The sequence below is a fragment of the Streptomyces sp. NPDC004111 genome (assembly GCF_042874215.1).
Lineage (GTDB): Bacteria > Actinomycetota > Actinomycetes > Streptomycetales > Streptomycetaceae > Streptomyces.
This window is the reverse complement of the sequence record NZ_JBIAMU010000014.1, coordinates 140199-154690: the sequence shown is the minus strand read 5'-3', so window position 1 is coordinate 154690 and position 14492 is coordinate 140199. Positions and strand designations below refer to the sequence as shown.

General features: G+C 68.9%; 15 protein-coding genes. All 15 read right to left on the bottom strand.

Translation table 11 applies throughout. From position 1 onward, the window contains the following. Positions 1 to 76: 76 nt before the first annotated feature. A complete protein-coding gene (atpD, locus tag ACFYVL_RS26590; protein WP_389248992.1) occupies positions 77 to 1519 on the bottom strand; it encodes a F0F1 ATP synthase subunit beta in 1443 nt (480 codons plus the stop codon). Then, positions 1519 to 2436 carry a F0F1 ATP synthase subunit gamma gene (locus ACFYVL_RS26585; RefSeq protein WP_389248990.1) on the bottom strand — a complete coding sequence of 306 codons (918 nt, stop codon included), beginning with the start codon at positions 2434 to 2436 and terminating at the stop codon, positions 1519 to 1521. Before ACFYVL_RS26585 ends, atpD begins: the two co-directional genes overlap by 1 nt. Before the next feature lie 20 nt (positions 2437 to 2456). Continuing rightward, positions 2457 to 4052 carry a F0F1 ATP synthase subunit alpha gene (gene atpA / locus ACFYVL_RS26580; RefSeq protein WP_389248989.1) on the bottom strand — a complete coding sequence of 532 codons (1596 nt, stop codon included), beginning with the start codon at positions 4050 to 4052 and terminating at the stop codon, positions 2457 to 2459. A gap of 131 nt (positions 4053 to 4183) precedes the next feature. After that, a complete protein-coding gene (locus ACFYVL_RS26575) occupies positions 4184 to 4999 on the bottom strand; it encodes a F0F1 ATP synthase subunit delta (protein WP_389248988.1) in 816 nt (271 codons plus the stop codon). Then, positions 4996 to 5541 (bottom strand): F0F1 ATP synthase subunit B, encoded by a 546-nt coding sequence (locus tag ACFYVL_RS26570; RefSeq protein ID WP_389248987.1) that lies wholly within the window; start codon positions 5539 to 5541, stop codon positions 4996 to 4998. The genes ACFYVL_RS26575 and ACFYVL_RS26570 overlap by 4 nt, the downstream gene beginning before the upstream one ends. 42 nt (positions 5542 to 5583) lie before the next feature. Next, a complete protein-coding gene (gene atpE / locus ACFYVL_RS26565; protein WP_189826685.1) occupies positions 5584 to 5841 on the bottom strand; it encodes an ATP synthase F0 subunit C in 258 nt (85 codons plus the stop codon). Between the two features lie 103 nt (positions 5842 to 5944). Further along, a complete protein-coding gene (gene atpB / locus ACFYVL_RS26560; protein ID WP_389248985.1) occupies positions 5945 to 6754 on the bottom strand; it encodes a F0F1 ATP synthase subunit A in 810 nt (269 codons plus the stop codon). A 228-nt stretch (positions 6755 to 6982) separates the two neighbouring features. Beyond that, positions 6983 to 7420, bottom strand: coding sequence for a hypothetical protein (locus tag ACFYVL_RS26555; protein WP_389249224.1), 438 nt, complete (start codon positions 7418 to 7420; stop codon positions 6983 to 6985). A 280-nt stretch (positions 7421 to 7700) separates the two neighbouring features. After that, on the bottom strand, positions 7701 to 9029 hold the full coding sequence (locus ACFYVL_RS26550; RefSeq protein ID WP_389248983.1) for an MraY family glycosyltransferase: 1329 nt from the start codon (positions 9027 to 9029) through the stop codon (positions 7701 to 7703). Between the two features lie 164 nt (positions 9030 to 9193). Then, positions 9194 to 10471: a serine hydroxymethyltransferase gene (glyA, locus tag ACFYVL_RS26545; protein WP_389248981.1), complete on the bottom strand. Its 1278-nt coding sequence runs from the start codon at positions 10469 to 10471 to the stop codon at positions 9194 to 9196. A 187-nt stretch (positions 10472 to 10658) separates the two neighbouring features. Then, a complete protein-coding gene (locus ACFYVL_RS26540; RefSeq protein ID WP_389248979.1) occupies positions 10659 to 11306 on the bottom strand; it encodes a protein-tyrosine-phosphatase in 648 nt (215 codons plus the stop codon). Continuing rightward, positions 11303 to 11950, bottom strand: a complete 648-nt coding sequence (locus ACFYVL_RS26535; RefSeq protein ID WP_389248977.1) for an L-threonylcarbamoyladenylate synthase — start codon at positions 11948 to 11950, stop codon at positions 11303 to 11305. The genes ACFYVL_RS26540 and ACFYVL_RS26535 overlap by 4 nt, the downstream gene beginning before the upstream one ends. 56 nt (positions 11951 to 12006) lie before the next feature. After that, positions 12007 to 12852 carry a peptide chain release factor N(5)-glutamine methyltransferase gene (prmC, locus tag ACFYVL_RS26530; protein WP_389248976.1) on the bottom strand — a complete coding sequence of 282 codons (846 nt, stop codon included), beginning with the start codon at positions 12850 to 12852 and terminating at the stop codon, positions 12007 to 12009. Positions 12853 to 12907: 55 nt separating this feature from the next. Next, a complete protein-coding gene (gene prfA / locus ACFYVL_RS26525; protein WP_389248973.1) occupies positions 12908 to 13987 on the bottom strand; it encodes a peptide chain release factor 1 in 1080 nt (359 codons plus the stop codon). Between the two features lie 127 nt (positions 13988 to 14114). Continuing rightward, positions 14115 to 14336 (bottom strand): 50S ribosomal protein L31, encoded by a 222-nt coding sequence (gene rpmE, locus ACFYVL_RS26520; protein ID WP_189826677.1) that lies wholly within the window; start codon positions 14334 to 14336, stop codon positions 14115 to 14117. Positions 14337 to 14492 lie beyond the last annotated feature (156 nt).

Below are 14492 nucleotides of genomic sequence, written 5' to 3'. Positions count from 1 at the left end.
TCTAGGGGGTGTACGGGAGAGGGGCGGGGCGGCCCCGCCCCTCTCACACGTACGGCACTACAGGTGGCGCCTGGCGTCAGCTGACGCCGAGCTCCTTGGCGTTGGCCTTGAGGTCCTCAATGCCACCGCACAGGAAGAACGCCTGCTCGGGGAAGTGGTCGTAGTCGCCGTCGCAGATCGCGTTGAACGCGGCGATCGACTCGTCCAGCGGAACGTCCGAACCGTCGACACCCGTGAACTGCTTGGCCACGTGGGTGTTCTGGGACAGGAAGCGCTCCACACGACGGGCGCGGTGGACGACCAGCTTGTCCTCTTCGCCCAGCTCGTCGATACCGAGGATCGCGATGATGTCCTGGAGGTCCTTGTACTTCTGCAGGATCGCCTTGACGCGCATCGCGGTCGCGTAGTGGTCCGCCGCGATGTAGCGGGGGTCCAGGATGCGCGACGTGGAGTCGAGCGGGTCCACCGCGGGGTAGATGCCCTTCTCCGAGATCGGACGCGACAGAACGGTCGTCGCGTCCAGGTGGGCGAAGGTGGTGGCCGGCGCCGGGTCGGTCAGGTCGTCCGCGGGGACGTAGATCGCCTGCATCGAGGTGATCGAGTGACCACGGGTCGAGGTGATGCGCTCCTGGAGGAGACCCATCTCGTCGGCCAGGTTCGGCTGGTAACCCACCGCGGACGGCATGCGGCCGAGGAGCGTGGAGACCTCGGAACCCGCCTGCGTGTAGCGGAAGATGTTGTCGATGAAGAAGAGCACGTCCTGCTTCTGCACATCGCGGAAGTACTCCGCCATGGTCAGACCCGAGAGCGCGACGCGAAGACGCGTGCCCGGCGGCTCGTCCATCTGGCCGAAGACAAGGGCCGTCTTGTCGATGACGCCCGAGTCGGCCATTTCCTCGATGAGGTCGTTGCCCTCACGGGTGCGCTCACCGACACCGGCGAACACCGACACACCGTCGTGGTTGTTGGCCACGCGGTAGATCATTTCCTGGATCAGCACGGTCTTGCCGACACCGGCACCACCGAACAGACCGATCTTTCCACCCTTGACGTACGGGGTGAGAAGGTCGATGACCTTGACGCCGGTCTCGAACATCTCGGTCTTCGACTCGAGCTGGTCGAACGCGGGGGCCTTGCGGTGGATGGGCCACCGCTCGGTCACCTCGGCGTTGGCCTCCGGCTTGTTCAGGATCTCGCCGAGGGTGTTGAACACCTTGCCCTTGGTGATCTCACCGACGGGGACGGTGATGCCCTCGCCCGTGTCGGTCACCGGAGCCTGGCGGACCAGGCCGTCGGTGGGCTGCATCGAGATCGCGCGGACCAGGCCGTCACCCAGGTGCTGGGCGACTTCCAGGGTCAGCGTCTTCAGCGCGCCTTCCTCGGCCGGGTCGGCGACCTGGACCTTGAGGGCGTTGTAGATCTCCGGCATGGCGTCGACGGGGAACTCCACGTCGACGACCGGGCCGATGACCCGGGCGACGCGGCCCGTGGCAACGGCCGTCTCAACTGTCGTCGTCATTACTTGTCACTCCCCGCGGTCGCGTCGGCCAGGGCGCTGGCGCCACCGACGATCTCGCTGATTTCCTGGGTGATTTCGGCCTGGCGGGCCGCGTTGGCAAGCCGGGAGAGGCTCTTGATGAGCTCTCCGGCGTTGTCGGTCGCCGACTTCATCGCACGGCGGCGGGCGGCGTGCTCGGAAGCGGCGGCCTGCAGCAGTGCGTTGTAGATACGGCTCTCGACGTAGCGCGGCAGCAGGGCGTCGAGGACGTCCTCCGCCGACGGCTCGAAGTCGAAGAGCGGAAGGATCTCGTCCTTCTTGCCCTCCTCCTCCGCGGCCTTGTCGAGCGAGAGCGGCAGCATCCGGTTCTCGACCGGGTTCTGCGTCATCATCGACACGAATTCCGTGAAGACGATGTGCAGTTCGTCGACGCCGCCCTCGGCCGTCTCGGTGGTGACGGCCTCGATGAGGGGGCCGGCCACGCGCTTGGCGTCCGCGTAGGTCGGGCTGTCGGTGAAGCCGGTCCACGACTCCGCGACCTTGCGCTCACGGAATCCGTAGTAGGCGACGCCCTTGCGGCCGACGATGTAGGTGTCGACCTCCTTGCCCTCGCCGCGCAGCCGCTCGGTGAGCCGCTCCGCCGCCTTGATGGCGTTGGAGGAGTAGCCGCCGGCCAGACCGCGGTCGCTCGTGATGAGCAGAACCGCGGCGCGGGCCGGGGCATCGGCCTCGGTGGTCAGCGGGTGCTTGGTGTTGGAGCCGGTCGCCACCGCCGTCACCGCACGGTTCAGCTCGCTGGCGTACGGCGTGGAAGCCGCGACCTGGCGCTGAGCCTTGACGATGCGAGAGGCGGCGATCATCTCCATCGCCTTGGTGATCTTCTTGGTCGCGGTGACGGATCGGATGCGACGCTTGTAGACCCGGAGCTGCGCTCCCATGAGTCAGGTCCCTTCCGTCGTCACTTGGAGACGTTGACGGCCGGTGCGTCCTCGCCCAGGGACTTGCCGTCCGAGGTCTCGAACCGTCCCTTGAACGTGGTGATCGCCTCGGCGATGGACTGCAGGGTGTCGTCGGACATCTTCGCGCCCTCGGCGATCGAGGTGAGGAGCTCCTTGCGCTCGCGGCGCAGGTAGTCCAGCAGCTCGCTCTCGAAGCGGCGGATGTCGTTGACCGGAACGTCGTCCATCTTGCCGGTGGTGCCGGCCCAGACGGAGACGACCTGCTCCTCGACGGGCATCGGCTGGTACTGGCCCTGCTTCAGCAGCTCGACCAGACGCTTGCCGCGCTCCAGCGACGACTTGGAGGCCGCGTCCAGGTCGGAACCGAAGGCGGCGAACGCCTCCAGCTCGCGGTACTGGGCGAGGTCCAGACGCAGTCGGCCGGAGACCTGACGCATCGCCTTGTGCTGGGCGGAACCACCGACACGCGACACCGAGATACCGACGTTGAGCGCCGGACGCTGGTTGGCGTTGAAGAGGTCCGACTCCAGGAAGCACTGGCCGTCGGTGATGGAGATGACGTTGGTCGGGATGAACGCCGACACGTCGTTCGCCTTGGTCTCGACGATCGGCAGACCCGTCATCGAACCGGCGCCCAGGTCGTCCGACAGCTTCGCGCAACGCTCAAGGAGACGCGAGTGCAGGTAGAAGACGTCGCCCGGGTAGGCCTCGCGGCCCGGCGGACGGCGCAGCAGCAGCGACACGGCGCGGTAGGCGTCGGCCTGCTTCGACAGGTCGTCGAAGATGATGAGGACGTGCTTGCCGTCGTACATCCAGTGCTGGCCGATGGCCGAGCCGGTGTACGGCGCCAGGTACTTGAAGCCGGCCGGGTCGGACGCGGGGGCGGCGACGATCGTCGTGTACTCGAGCGCGCCGGCCTCCTGGAGCGCACCACGCACGGAGGCGATGGTGGAGCCCTTCTGACCGATGGCGACGTAGATGCAGCGGACCTGCTTCTTCGGGTCGCCCGAGCGCCAGTTGTCACGCTGGTTGATGATCGTGTCGACGGCCAGCGCGGTCTTGCCGGTCTGGCGGTCGCCGATGATCAGCTGACGCTGACCACGGCCGATCGGCACCATCGAGTCGACGGCCTTGTAGCCGGTCTGCATCGGCTCGTGCACGGACTTGCGGACCATGACGCCCGGAGCCTGAAGCTCCAGGGCGCGGCGGCCCTCGGTCTCGATCTCGCCGAGACCGTCGATCGGGTTGCCGAGCGGGTCGACGACGCGGCCGAGGTAGCCCTCGCCGACGCCGACGGAGAGCACCTCACCGGTGCGCTGCACCGGCTGGCCCTCCTCGATTCCGCTGAACTCGCCGAGGACGACTGCACCGATCTCGCGCTCTTCGAGGTTGAGGGCGAGACCGAGGGTTCCGTCCTCGAACTTCAGCAGCTCGTTCGCCATGGCCGAGGGAAGACCCTCGACCTTCGCGATGCCGTCGCCGGCAACGCTGACAGTTCCGACCTCCTCGCGCGAGGCCGCGTCCGGCTTGTACGACTGGACAAAGTTCTCCAGTGCGTCCCGGATCTCCTCCGGCCGGATCGTGAGCTCCGCCATCTGGGTTCCCTGCTCTCCTTGTTGGGCCCGAAGTTTTCTAGGGGTCTGGGGTCGGCCCCCAGGAATCCTCTGCGGCCCAACCGGGCCGCCGGCAATGCGTGGTGCTGCTACTTCTTCGTACGGTGGTGGCGTCAGCCGGCCATACGGCGGGAGGCCTCGTCGAGGCGCTCCGCGATGGTCCCGTTGATGAACTCGTCGCCGACACGGACCTGGATTCCGCCGAGGACCGCCGGGTCCACGTCGAGGTTCAGGTGCATCTCGCGACCGTAGATCTTCGCCAGGGCCGCGCCGAGGCGCTGCTTCTGCTGGTCGGTGAGGGGCACCGCGGAGGTGACCTCCGCGACCATCCGGTTGCGGCGCTCCGCGGCGAGCTTGGAGAGGGACTCGAGTCCCGCTTCCAGGCTACGTCCACGGGGCTGCGTCACCAGGCGTACGACCAGACGCTCGGTTGCCTTGTCGGCCCGGCCCCCGAGCAGGCTGCGGAGCAGCTCGCTCTTGGCGGCGGTGGTGGCCGACTTGTCGGTGAGCGCGGAGCGCAGCGCCGTGTTGGACGAGACGATCCGGCCGAAGCGGAACAGTTCGTCCTCGACGTTGTCGAGCGTCCCGGCCTGCTGGGCGGCGGTGAGGTCGGCGGTGTTCGCCAGCTCCTCCGCCGTGTCGACCAGGTCGCGGGACTGCGACCAGCGTGCCCGGACCATGCCCTTGACCAGGTCGACGGCAGCGCCGCTCACCTGGCCGTCGAGCAGCCGCCCGGCCAGCTCGGCCTTGGCCTCGCCGGACTGCGACGGGTCGGTGAGGACCCGGCGCAGCGAGACCTCACGGTCGAGCAGCGCGGTGACGGCGGACAGGTCGCCTGCCAGCTTCGCCGCGTCGACGGAGCTGGTGTCCGTCAGCGCGTCGAGGCTGTTGCGGGCGTTGCCCAGTGCCTCGCGGCTCGCGCCGTTCATCGGGCCGCCTCGGCCTTCTCCTCAAGCTCGTTGAGGAAACGGTCGATGGTGCGGCTCTGGCGGGCGTGGTCCTCCAGGGACTCGCCGACGAGCTTGCCGGCCAGGTCGGTGGCGAGCTTGCCCACGTCCTGGCGCAGCGACAGTGCGGCCTGCTTGCGGTCGGCCTCGATCTGGGCGTGGCCGGCAGCGATGATCTCGTCACGCTGCCGCTGGCCCTCTGCGCGCAGGTCTTCCTTGAGCGCAGTGCCCTGCTCCAGCGCCTCCTGGCGCAGGCGCGCGGCCTCGTGGCGGGCCTCGGCGAGCTGAGCCTTGTACTGCTCCAGGACGCTCTCGGCTTCGATCCGGGCCTCATCGGCCTTCTCGATACCGCCCTCGATGGCCTCGCGACGCTCTTCCAGAACCTTGTTGATGTTCGGGAGGAGCTTCTTGGCGAGGAAGCCGAAGACGATGACGAAGGCGATCAGACCGATGACCAGCTCGTCGAGATGCGGGATCAGAGGATTCTGAGGCTCCTCCGCCGCCGCAAGGAACAGAGCGTTCACATCAGTGCCTTCCGTGAAAGGTAGTTGGCTGTCGGTCCGGGCTTACTGGTAGACGAAGCCCATGACGATGCCGATGAGGGCGAGAGCCTCACAGAAGGCGAAGCCCATGATCTGGTTGGTGCGGATCAGGCCGGCGGCCTCGGGCTGACGCGCGAGGGCCTGGGTGCCGTTACCGAAGATGATGCCGACGCCGACGCCGGGGCCGATCGCGGCGAGGCCGTAGCCGATGGAGGCGACGTTGCCGACGACGTTCTCCTTGGCACCGGCAGCGAGGTTGACAAGCTCGAGAGCAGCGGACATGCCGTTACTTCCTTCTCTTTCACGGACCGGTGGGGGTTGGCCACCGGACGTCTGTTGGTTCTGGGGGCGGACCCGCGCTGTGCGCCGGCCCGGTCGTGCTGGCTCAGTGGCCCTTGGCGAGTGCGCCCTGGACGTAGCTGGAGGCCAGGAGCACGAAGACGTAGGCCTGGACGGCCTGGATGAAGAGCTCGAAGACCGTCATCACCAGGACCATGGCGAACGAGACGGTGCCGTAGGCGATGCCGATGCCGTTCATCAGGTACCAGGAGGCCAGCGTGAACATCACGATCAGCAGGTGACCGGCGAACATGTTCGCGAACAGTCGCACCGCGTGGGTGAAGGGCCGGATGATCAGGTTCGAGAAGAACTCGATGACCACGACGAGCGGCAGGACCCAGCCCAGCGACTTGTCGTAACCGGTGATGTTCTTCCAGCCGCCGGTCCAGCCGTGCTTGCGGAAGGTCAGCGAGACCCAGAGCACGTACACGATGAGTGCGAGACCGGCCGGGAAGGCGATCAGCGACGGGACCGGGAACTGGGCGACCGGGATGATCGACCAGATGTTCATGATCCAGACGAAGAAGAACAGCGACACCATCAGCGGGACGTACTTCTCGCCGTCCTTCTTGCCGATGATCTCGTAGACGATGCCGCGGCGGACGAAGTCGTACCCGGCCTCACCGATCATCTGGACCTTGCCGGGCACCAGCTTCGGCTTGTTGAAGGCCGCCCAGAAGAAGGCGACGATCACGAGCGTGCTGAGCAGTGCGAGCAGCATGGGCTTCGTGAACTCGAAGCCCGCCACCTCGAACATCGGCTTGTACAGGAAGGTGTGGAGGCCCGGAGCCGGGAACCCGCATCCGGAGAAAATGTGGCAGCTCGCATCAAAGGCAAGCGTTGTGTCAGCACTCACCGCGGGCTCCTTCAGCGTGGCGCATAGGTACGGCAACCTCGTTGTGTCGGCGCGGCACGGAGCCGCGGGTCGGCACTGGACTGGTGGTCTTGGAAAGCTGGGCGGGGCGGTTCGGCATCGAGCCTCGCGCTGGGACAGGCGTCAGCTCGAATGCCCGCGCCCGCAGTGCCGCAGTTGGCACCGGACGATAGCAGCATCTCGAACGGCCATTTATCCCGGCCCTACCCTTCACGTCGCGGACCCGGTCTTCTGAGGCTTTTCGGCCTCGGTCGAGTCGGGGTCGACGTAGAGGATCTTTGCCTTCATGTAGGCGCGCGCCTGGGCGGCGACCCACACGAGGGTGACGGCGAGCAGTGTGAAACCGAACGCCTTGAAGTCGAACAGCTCTGTGCCCTTGAACACTGCCAGGAAGACGAACAGCAGCAGCAGTTGGAGGACGTAGAGCAGGAGCCCCATGGCCTGGAAGAGCTGCGGCAGCCGCTTCGCGGTGCGCTGGAGTGCCACCAGCCCACCCCCCATGAAAACGAGCGAGACCGCGGCGCCCACGAGTGCTCCGAGCGCTCCTTCGCCGCCGCCGACCAGCGCGCTGACCAGGACGGCGACAGCGCCGACGGCAGCAGCGGGTACGGCAGTTCGAAGGAGTGTCCGGGCGTCGTTGGACGGCATGGCGGCAGCTCCGCTTTGCTTGGTGGGGGCAGTGGGTGTCGTCATGGACGAGCGTAAGCCCGGATCGAGAAGGGGTTCTCGGGCCGTTGGACCGTCGCACCGCGGCCCTTCGGCTCTGTCGCCGGGTCTCGTGAACCGTATCACAAACTATTTGATGCAGTCTTTACCCGGAAAGTGTGGTTGCTGTCACACATGAGAGTGACAGCGCCCGTGTGTGCAGTGCGTGCCATCGCTTTGTCTGGTAATGGGACGCGATGAGGTAAACGTCAACCCCGGAATATCAGTTGAAACGCGATCGGGGGCCTACCGCGGTCGCGCCGTTGACGCCCGCCGACACCGGCTCGCGGTCCGTCTCCTCGCTCTCGTCCACTGTCTCGTGCGTCACCGCACCGCTCTCGACGGCGTCCCGGGCGGGCGTCGAGGATGCGACAACCTGGGTGCGCCGACGCCGGTAGCGGGGCGGAACGAAAGCCTCCATCCACCGCGGGGCACGTGGGGTGAAGCGCGGCAGGAGCAGCAGTACGAGGCCCAGCGCGCTCAGCGCGACGATGAGCAGCACGATCCACATGCTCGCGGAGTGCACCGAGTAGGCGACCATGCCGAAGGCGATCAGCGCCGACCAGAAGTACATGATCAGCACCGCCCTGCTGTGCGAGTGGCCGATCTCCAGGAGCCGGTGGTGCAGGTGCCCGCGGTCGGCCGCGAACGGCGACTTGCCCTGCCAGGTCCTGCGTACGATCGCCAGCACCAGGTCCGCGAACGGGATCGCGATGATGGTCAGCGGCAGCAGCAGCGGGATGAAGACCGGCAGCATCGCGTGGGTGGCCGCCCGCTCGCCGCCCGCGAAGAGGCGCATCGCGTCGCCGTCGACCTGGCCGGTGACCGAGATGGCGCCGGCCGCGAGGACCAGGCCGATCAGCATCGACCCGGAGTCGCCCATGAAGATCCGGGCCGGGTGCATGTTGTGCGGCAGGAAGCCCAGGCACATGCCGATCAGGATGGCGGCGAAGAGGGTGGCGGGGGCGGCCTCCTCGATGCCGTACCGGAACCAGATCCGGTAGGCGTACAGGAAGAACGCGCTGGCGGCGATGCACACCATGCCGGCCGCCAGGCCGTCGAGGCCGTCCACGAAGTTCACCGCGTTGATGGTGATGACGACCAGCGCGACGGCGAGCAGATTGCCCTGCCACTGGGTCAGCGAGACCATGCCGACGCCGGGGATCGGCAGATAGAGCACGGTCAGGCCCTGCATCACCATGACGCCGGCGGCGATGAACTGGCCGCCCAGCTTGATCAGCGCGTCGATCTCGAACTTGTCGTCCAGCACGCCGATCAGCCAGATCACCGCGGCTCCCGAGAGCAGCGCGCGCGGCTCGTTGGACAGCTCGAACACGCCGTTGAGGCTCTCCAGGTGGTCCGCCACCAGCAGGCCCGCGCACAGGCCGCCGAACATGGCGATACCGCCGAGCCGCGGTGTCGGCTCCCGGTGGACGTCGCGGGCGCGGATCTCCGGCATCGCTCCGGACGCGATGGCGAACTTACGCACCGGGCCCGTCAGCAGATAGGTCACCGCGGCCGTGACGCAGAGCGTCAACAGGTATTCACGCACGGGCTGCCCCACAGTTGTCGCTGGCCATCTCAGCCCCACACCTTAGGGCCTCGACCGTCACCCTATGCGGCGCGATCCACCGCACCGACCGTGCCGTCGCGGCCACGGGGTGGAGGACACCCGGGTGCCGCACGCCGGTTCCCGCCGTGCCGCGGCCGGTGCGTTCAGCCCCCGTACGGAGGAAAGCGCCCGGCCAGTTCGCGTACCTCCGTCGCCGCATTCCGCTCTCCCCTCAGCGCGAGTGCGAAGAGTGCCACGATGCGTGCCATCTCCGCCTCACCCATGCCGAGTGTGGTGACGGCGGCCGTACCGAGCCGCAGGCCGCGGCCCTCTCCGTAGGGCAGCGCGCAGGTGTCGAGGACGATGCCGGCCGCCGCGAGCAGTGCCTTGGCCTCCCGGCCCTCCAGCCCCAGCGGTGCCGGGTCCGCGGTGATCAGGTGGGTGTCGGTGCCGCCGGTGGTGATCGCGAAGCCCTCGGCGGCGAGGCCCTCGGCGAGGACGCGCGCGTTGGAGACCACCTGATGGGCGTACGTGGTGAAGGCCGGGCCCGCCGCCTCGCCGAACGCCACCGCCTTGGCCGCGATGGTGTGCATCTGCGCCCCGCCCTGGGTGAACGGGAACACCGCCCGGTCGATCCGCTCCGCCAGCTCCTCGCCGCACAGCAGCATCCCGCCGCGCGGCCCGCGCAGCACCTTGTGGGTGGTGGCGCAGACCACGTCGGCGTACGGCACGGGGCTGGGCGCCGCTCCCCCGGCGACCAGGCCGATCGGGTGCGCGGCGTCGGCCACCAGATACGCGCCGACGTCGTCGGCGATGGCCCGGAAGGCCGCGTAGTCGGGGTGGCGGGGGTAGGAGATCGAGCCGACCACGATGGCCCGGGGGCGGCGCGAGCGGGCCAGGGCGTACACCTGCTCGTAGTCGATCAGTCCGCTCTCCGCGTCGACGCCGTAGCCCACGACGTCGAACCAGCGGCCGGAGAAGTTGGCGGGCGAGCCGTGCGTGAGGTGCCCGCCGGAGGGCAGGCCGGTCGCCAGGAGGGTGTCCCCGGGCTTCAGGAGGGCCGCGTAGGCGGCGAGCACGGCGGCGGACCCGGAGTGCGGCTGTACGTTCGCGTGCGGGGCGCCGAACAGGCCCTTCGCCCGGTCGACGGCGATCCGTTCGGCGGCGTCGACGATCTCGCAGCCGCCGTGGTGCCGGGCGCCGGGATAGCCCTCCGCGTACTTGTTGGTGAGCGGGGAGCCGAGCGCGGCCAGCACGGCGGGCGAGGTGAAGTTCTCGGCGGCGATCAGCTGGAGGCCCTGGGAGGACCGGGCGAGTTCACCGCGTACGACGTCGGCGATCTCCGGGTCCTGACGGGCCAGCGCATCGAAGTCGGGGCCGTAACCCGGGTGGCCGGGGGCGTGCTTCGGGTCGGCTGGTGCGGGTGCAGTGATGGCGGGCATCTCTGGCTCCGGGCCTGGAAGGGGACTTCAGTGGCGTGTCCCCCAATGTAGGCCCGCCATGCCCGGCCCGCCCGACGGCCGCCCGGATCGCCCGTACGGACGCCTCGGCGGTGCGGACCCGGCAGGGGGCCGGTCCCGCCCCGCGGCGGGCCGCTGGGCCGCTCCGGCGGCGCCCTGGGGCTCGGGCTCAGTGCTTGGCCGGTACGCCCGTCAGGGCGGTGACCACGGGGTCCAGGGCCGCGTTGATCTCCTCGCCGATGGAGCGGAAGAAGGTGATCGGGGCGCCGTACGGGTCGTAGACCTCGTCGGCCTCCTCGCTCGGCGCCAGCAGCCAGCCGCGCAGCGCGGCGGCGGCCCTGACCAGGGCGCGGGCCCGCTCGACCACGCCGTCCTCCAGCGGGTCGGGCAGGGTGAGCGGGTCTATGGCCCGCACCAGCCGGTTGAACTCCTTCAGGGTGAAGGTCCGCAGGCCCGCGCTGTGGCCCATGGAGATGACCTGGGCGCGGTGGTCGCGGGTCGCGGTGAGGACGAGGTCGGCGCGGATGACGTGCTCGTCGAGCAGTTCGCGGCCGGTGAAGCCGTCCGGGTCGGCGCCGAAGTCGGTGAGGACGGCGGCGGCGTTGGCCTCCATCGGGGCGCCCTCGTGGCCCCAGGTGCCGGCGCTCTCCACGATCAGCCCGCCGAAGGCGGGGTCGCCGAGGCGGTGTGCCAGGGCATGGCGGGTCAGCCGCTCGGTGATCGGCGAGCGGCAGACGTTGCCGGTGCTGACGTGGAGGATACGGAAGGAGGTCCCCGATATGCCTTCTGCTGTGCCACGCCCGTCAAGGGCGGTCAATTCGCCACCTCAAGATCGGGTACGACCTTGCGGAGCTCCTCCGCGGTGAGCACGCCGGCCCGCAGCAGCACCGGTACCTTGCCGGTGACGTCGACGATCGAGGACGGCAGGTTGCCCGGGGTGGGGCCGCCGTCCAGGTAGACGGAGACCGAGTCGCCCAGCATCTCCAGGGCGTCGTCGCAGGTCTCGGGGGCCGGGTGGCCGGTGAGGTTGCCGGAGGAGACGGCCATCGGGCCGACCTCGGTGAGCAGCTCGATGGCGACCGGGTGCAGCGGCATCCGGACGGCGACGGTGCCGCGGGTGTCGCCGAGGTCCCACTGGAGGGACGGCTGGTGGCGGGCGACCAGGGTCAGCCCGCCGGGCCAGAACGCGTCCACCAGGTCCCAGGCCTGCTCGGAGAAGTCGGTGACCAGACCGTGCAGGGTGTTCGGGGAGCCGATGAGGACGGGGCTCGGCATGTTGCGGCCGCGGCCCTTGGCCTCCAGCAGGTCCCCTACGGCCTCGCTGCTGAAGGCGTCCGCGCCGATCCCGTAGACGGTGTCGGTGGGCAGGACGACCAGCTCGCCGCGGCGCACTGCCGAGGCGGCTTCGCGCAGACCGGTCTTGCGGTCGGTCGCGTCGTTGCAGTCGTATCGCCGTGCCATTTAGCGGTCCCCCTCGGGCAGGAACTTCGGGTGAAGGCGGTGCGGGACGTCGGTGCTCACGGCATCGCCTTGCGGGCGGTCGCGAAGCGCGGACGGTTGTTGAGGTCCGGGTGATCGGCGGCGTCCGCCCAGCCCCGCTCCTCGGTGAAGATCCACGGGACCTGGCCGCCCTGGGTGTCGGCGTGCTCGATGACGACGACGCCGCCGGGGCGCAGCAGCCGGTGGGCGGTGCGTTCGATGCCGCGGATCAGGTCGAGGCCGTCCTCGCCGGAGAACAGGGCCATCTCCGGGTCGTGGTCCCGGGCCTCGGGGGCGACGTACTCCCACTCGGTGAGCGGGATGTACGGCGGGTTGGAGATCACCAGGTCGACCTGGCCGTCCAGTTCGGGGAGCGCGGTGAGCGCGTCCCCGTGGTGCAGGGAGACCCGGGAGCCGTCGACGTTCTTGCGGGTCCACTTCAGGGCGCCCTCGTCGAGCTCGACGGCGTGCACGCGCGAGCGCGGCACCTCCTGGGCGAGCGCGAGCGCGATGGCGCCGGAGCCGGTGCACAGGTCGATGATCAGCGGCTCGACCACGTCCATGGCGCGCACCGCGTCTATGGCCCAGCTGACGACCGACTCGGTCTCCGGGCGGGGCACGAAGACGCCGGGTCCGACCTGGAGCTCCAGGTAGCGGAAGAAGGCGCGGCCGGTGATGTGCTGGAGCGGTTCGCGGGCCTCGCGGCGGGCGACGGCCTCCCAGTAGCGGGCGTCGAAGTCGCTGTCGGGCACCCGGTGCAGCTCTCCCCGCTTGACACCGTGCACGAACGCGGCGAGCTCCTCCGCGTCGAAGCGCGGTGAGGGCACGCCGGCGTCGGCCAGCCGCTGGGTGGCCTGCGCCACCTCGGCGAGCAGCAGATTCATCCGGTTCCTCCGGCTTGCAGGGACAGCTGGGCGGGAGCTGCTGTGGACGCGCGGCCTACTGCGCGGCGGCCAGCTTGGCAGCGGAGTCGGCGTCGACGAGGGCCTGGATGACGGCGGTGAGGTCACCGTCGAGCACCTGGTCCAGGTTGTACGCCTTGAAGTTCACGCGGTGGTCGGAGATCCGGTTCTCCGGGAAGTTGTACGTCCGGATCTTCTCGGAGCGGTCGACCGTGCGCACCTGGCTGCGGCGTACGTCAGAGGCCTCGCGCTCGGCGGCCTCCTGCGCGGCGGCCAGGAGCCGGGAGCGCAGGATGCGCATGGCCTGCTCCTTGTTCTGGAGCTGGCTCTTCTCGTTCTGGCAGGAGGCGACCACACCGGTCGGCAGGTGCGTGATGCGCACCGCGGAGTCGGTGGTGTTGACGGACTGGCCGCCGGGGCCCGAGGAGCGGTAGACGTCGATCCGCAGGTCGTTCATGTTGATCTCGACCTCGACCTCCTCGGCCTCGGGCGTGACGAGCACGCCGGCCGCGGAGGTGTGGATGCGGCCCTGCGACTCGGTGGAGGGCACGCGCTGCACGCGGTGCACACCGCCCTCGTACTTCAGGCGGGCCCAGACGCCCTGGCCGGGCTCGGTGGCACCGTTTCCGCCCTTGGTCTTCACGGCGACCTGGACGTCCTTGTAGCCGCCCAGTTCGGACTCGGTGGCGTCGATGATCTCGGTCTTCCAGCCGACGCGCTCGGCGTACCGGAGGTACATCCGCAGCAGGTCGCCGGCGAACAGGGCCGACTCGTCGCCGCCCGCACCCGCCTTGACCTCCAGGATGACGTCCTTGTCGTCGTTGGGGTCCCGGGGGACGAGGAGGAGCCGCAGCTTCTCGGTGATCTCCTCGCGCTGCTTCTCCAGGTCCTTGACCTCGGCGGCGAAGTCGGGGTCGTCCGCCATCAGCTCGCGGGCGGTCTCGATGTCCTCGCCGGTCTGCTTCCAGGACCGGTAGGTGCCGATGATCGGGGTCAGCTCGGCATAGCGCTTGTTGAGCTTGCGCGCGTTCGCCTGGTCCGAGTGGACAGACGGGTCGGCCAGCTTCTTCTCAAGATCGGCGTGCTCGCCGATCAGATCCTCGACCGCCTCGAACATCCTCGGGCTCCTGGGGTGCGTAAGTGAAAAATGAGCAGCGTGAAGAACTGAGCAGCCTGCGTCACGACAAAGCGCCGGTCCTCCCCCGCCCCGTGACGGGGCGGTCGAGGACCGGCGCGATGGCTCGCTACTTGGCGGCGGAGCCGGCCTTGCCGAAGCGGGCCTCGAAGCGGGCCACGCGGCCACCGGTGTCGAGGATCTTCTGCTTGCCCGTGTAGAACGGGTGGCACTCGGAGCAGACCTCGGCACGGATGGTGCCTTCGGTCAGGGTGCTACGGGTGGTGAACGACGCGCCACAGGTGCAGCTGACCTGGGTCTCGACGTACTCGGGGTGAACATCGCGCTTCAAGGTGACTCCTAGGTTTCGGGAGGGCACCGGGTCGCATCCGCGGATTTGCGGGATACGTGAACCGGGGCCGACGAACCAGTCTGCCAGGGCTGGCCCGCGCTTCAAAATTCGAAGGTAATCGCCTCAACGGGGACGGGCCCGGATGTATTCCGGGCC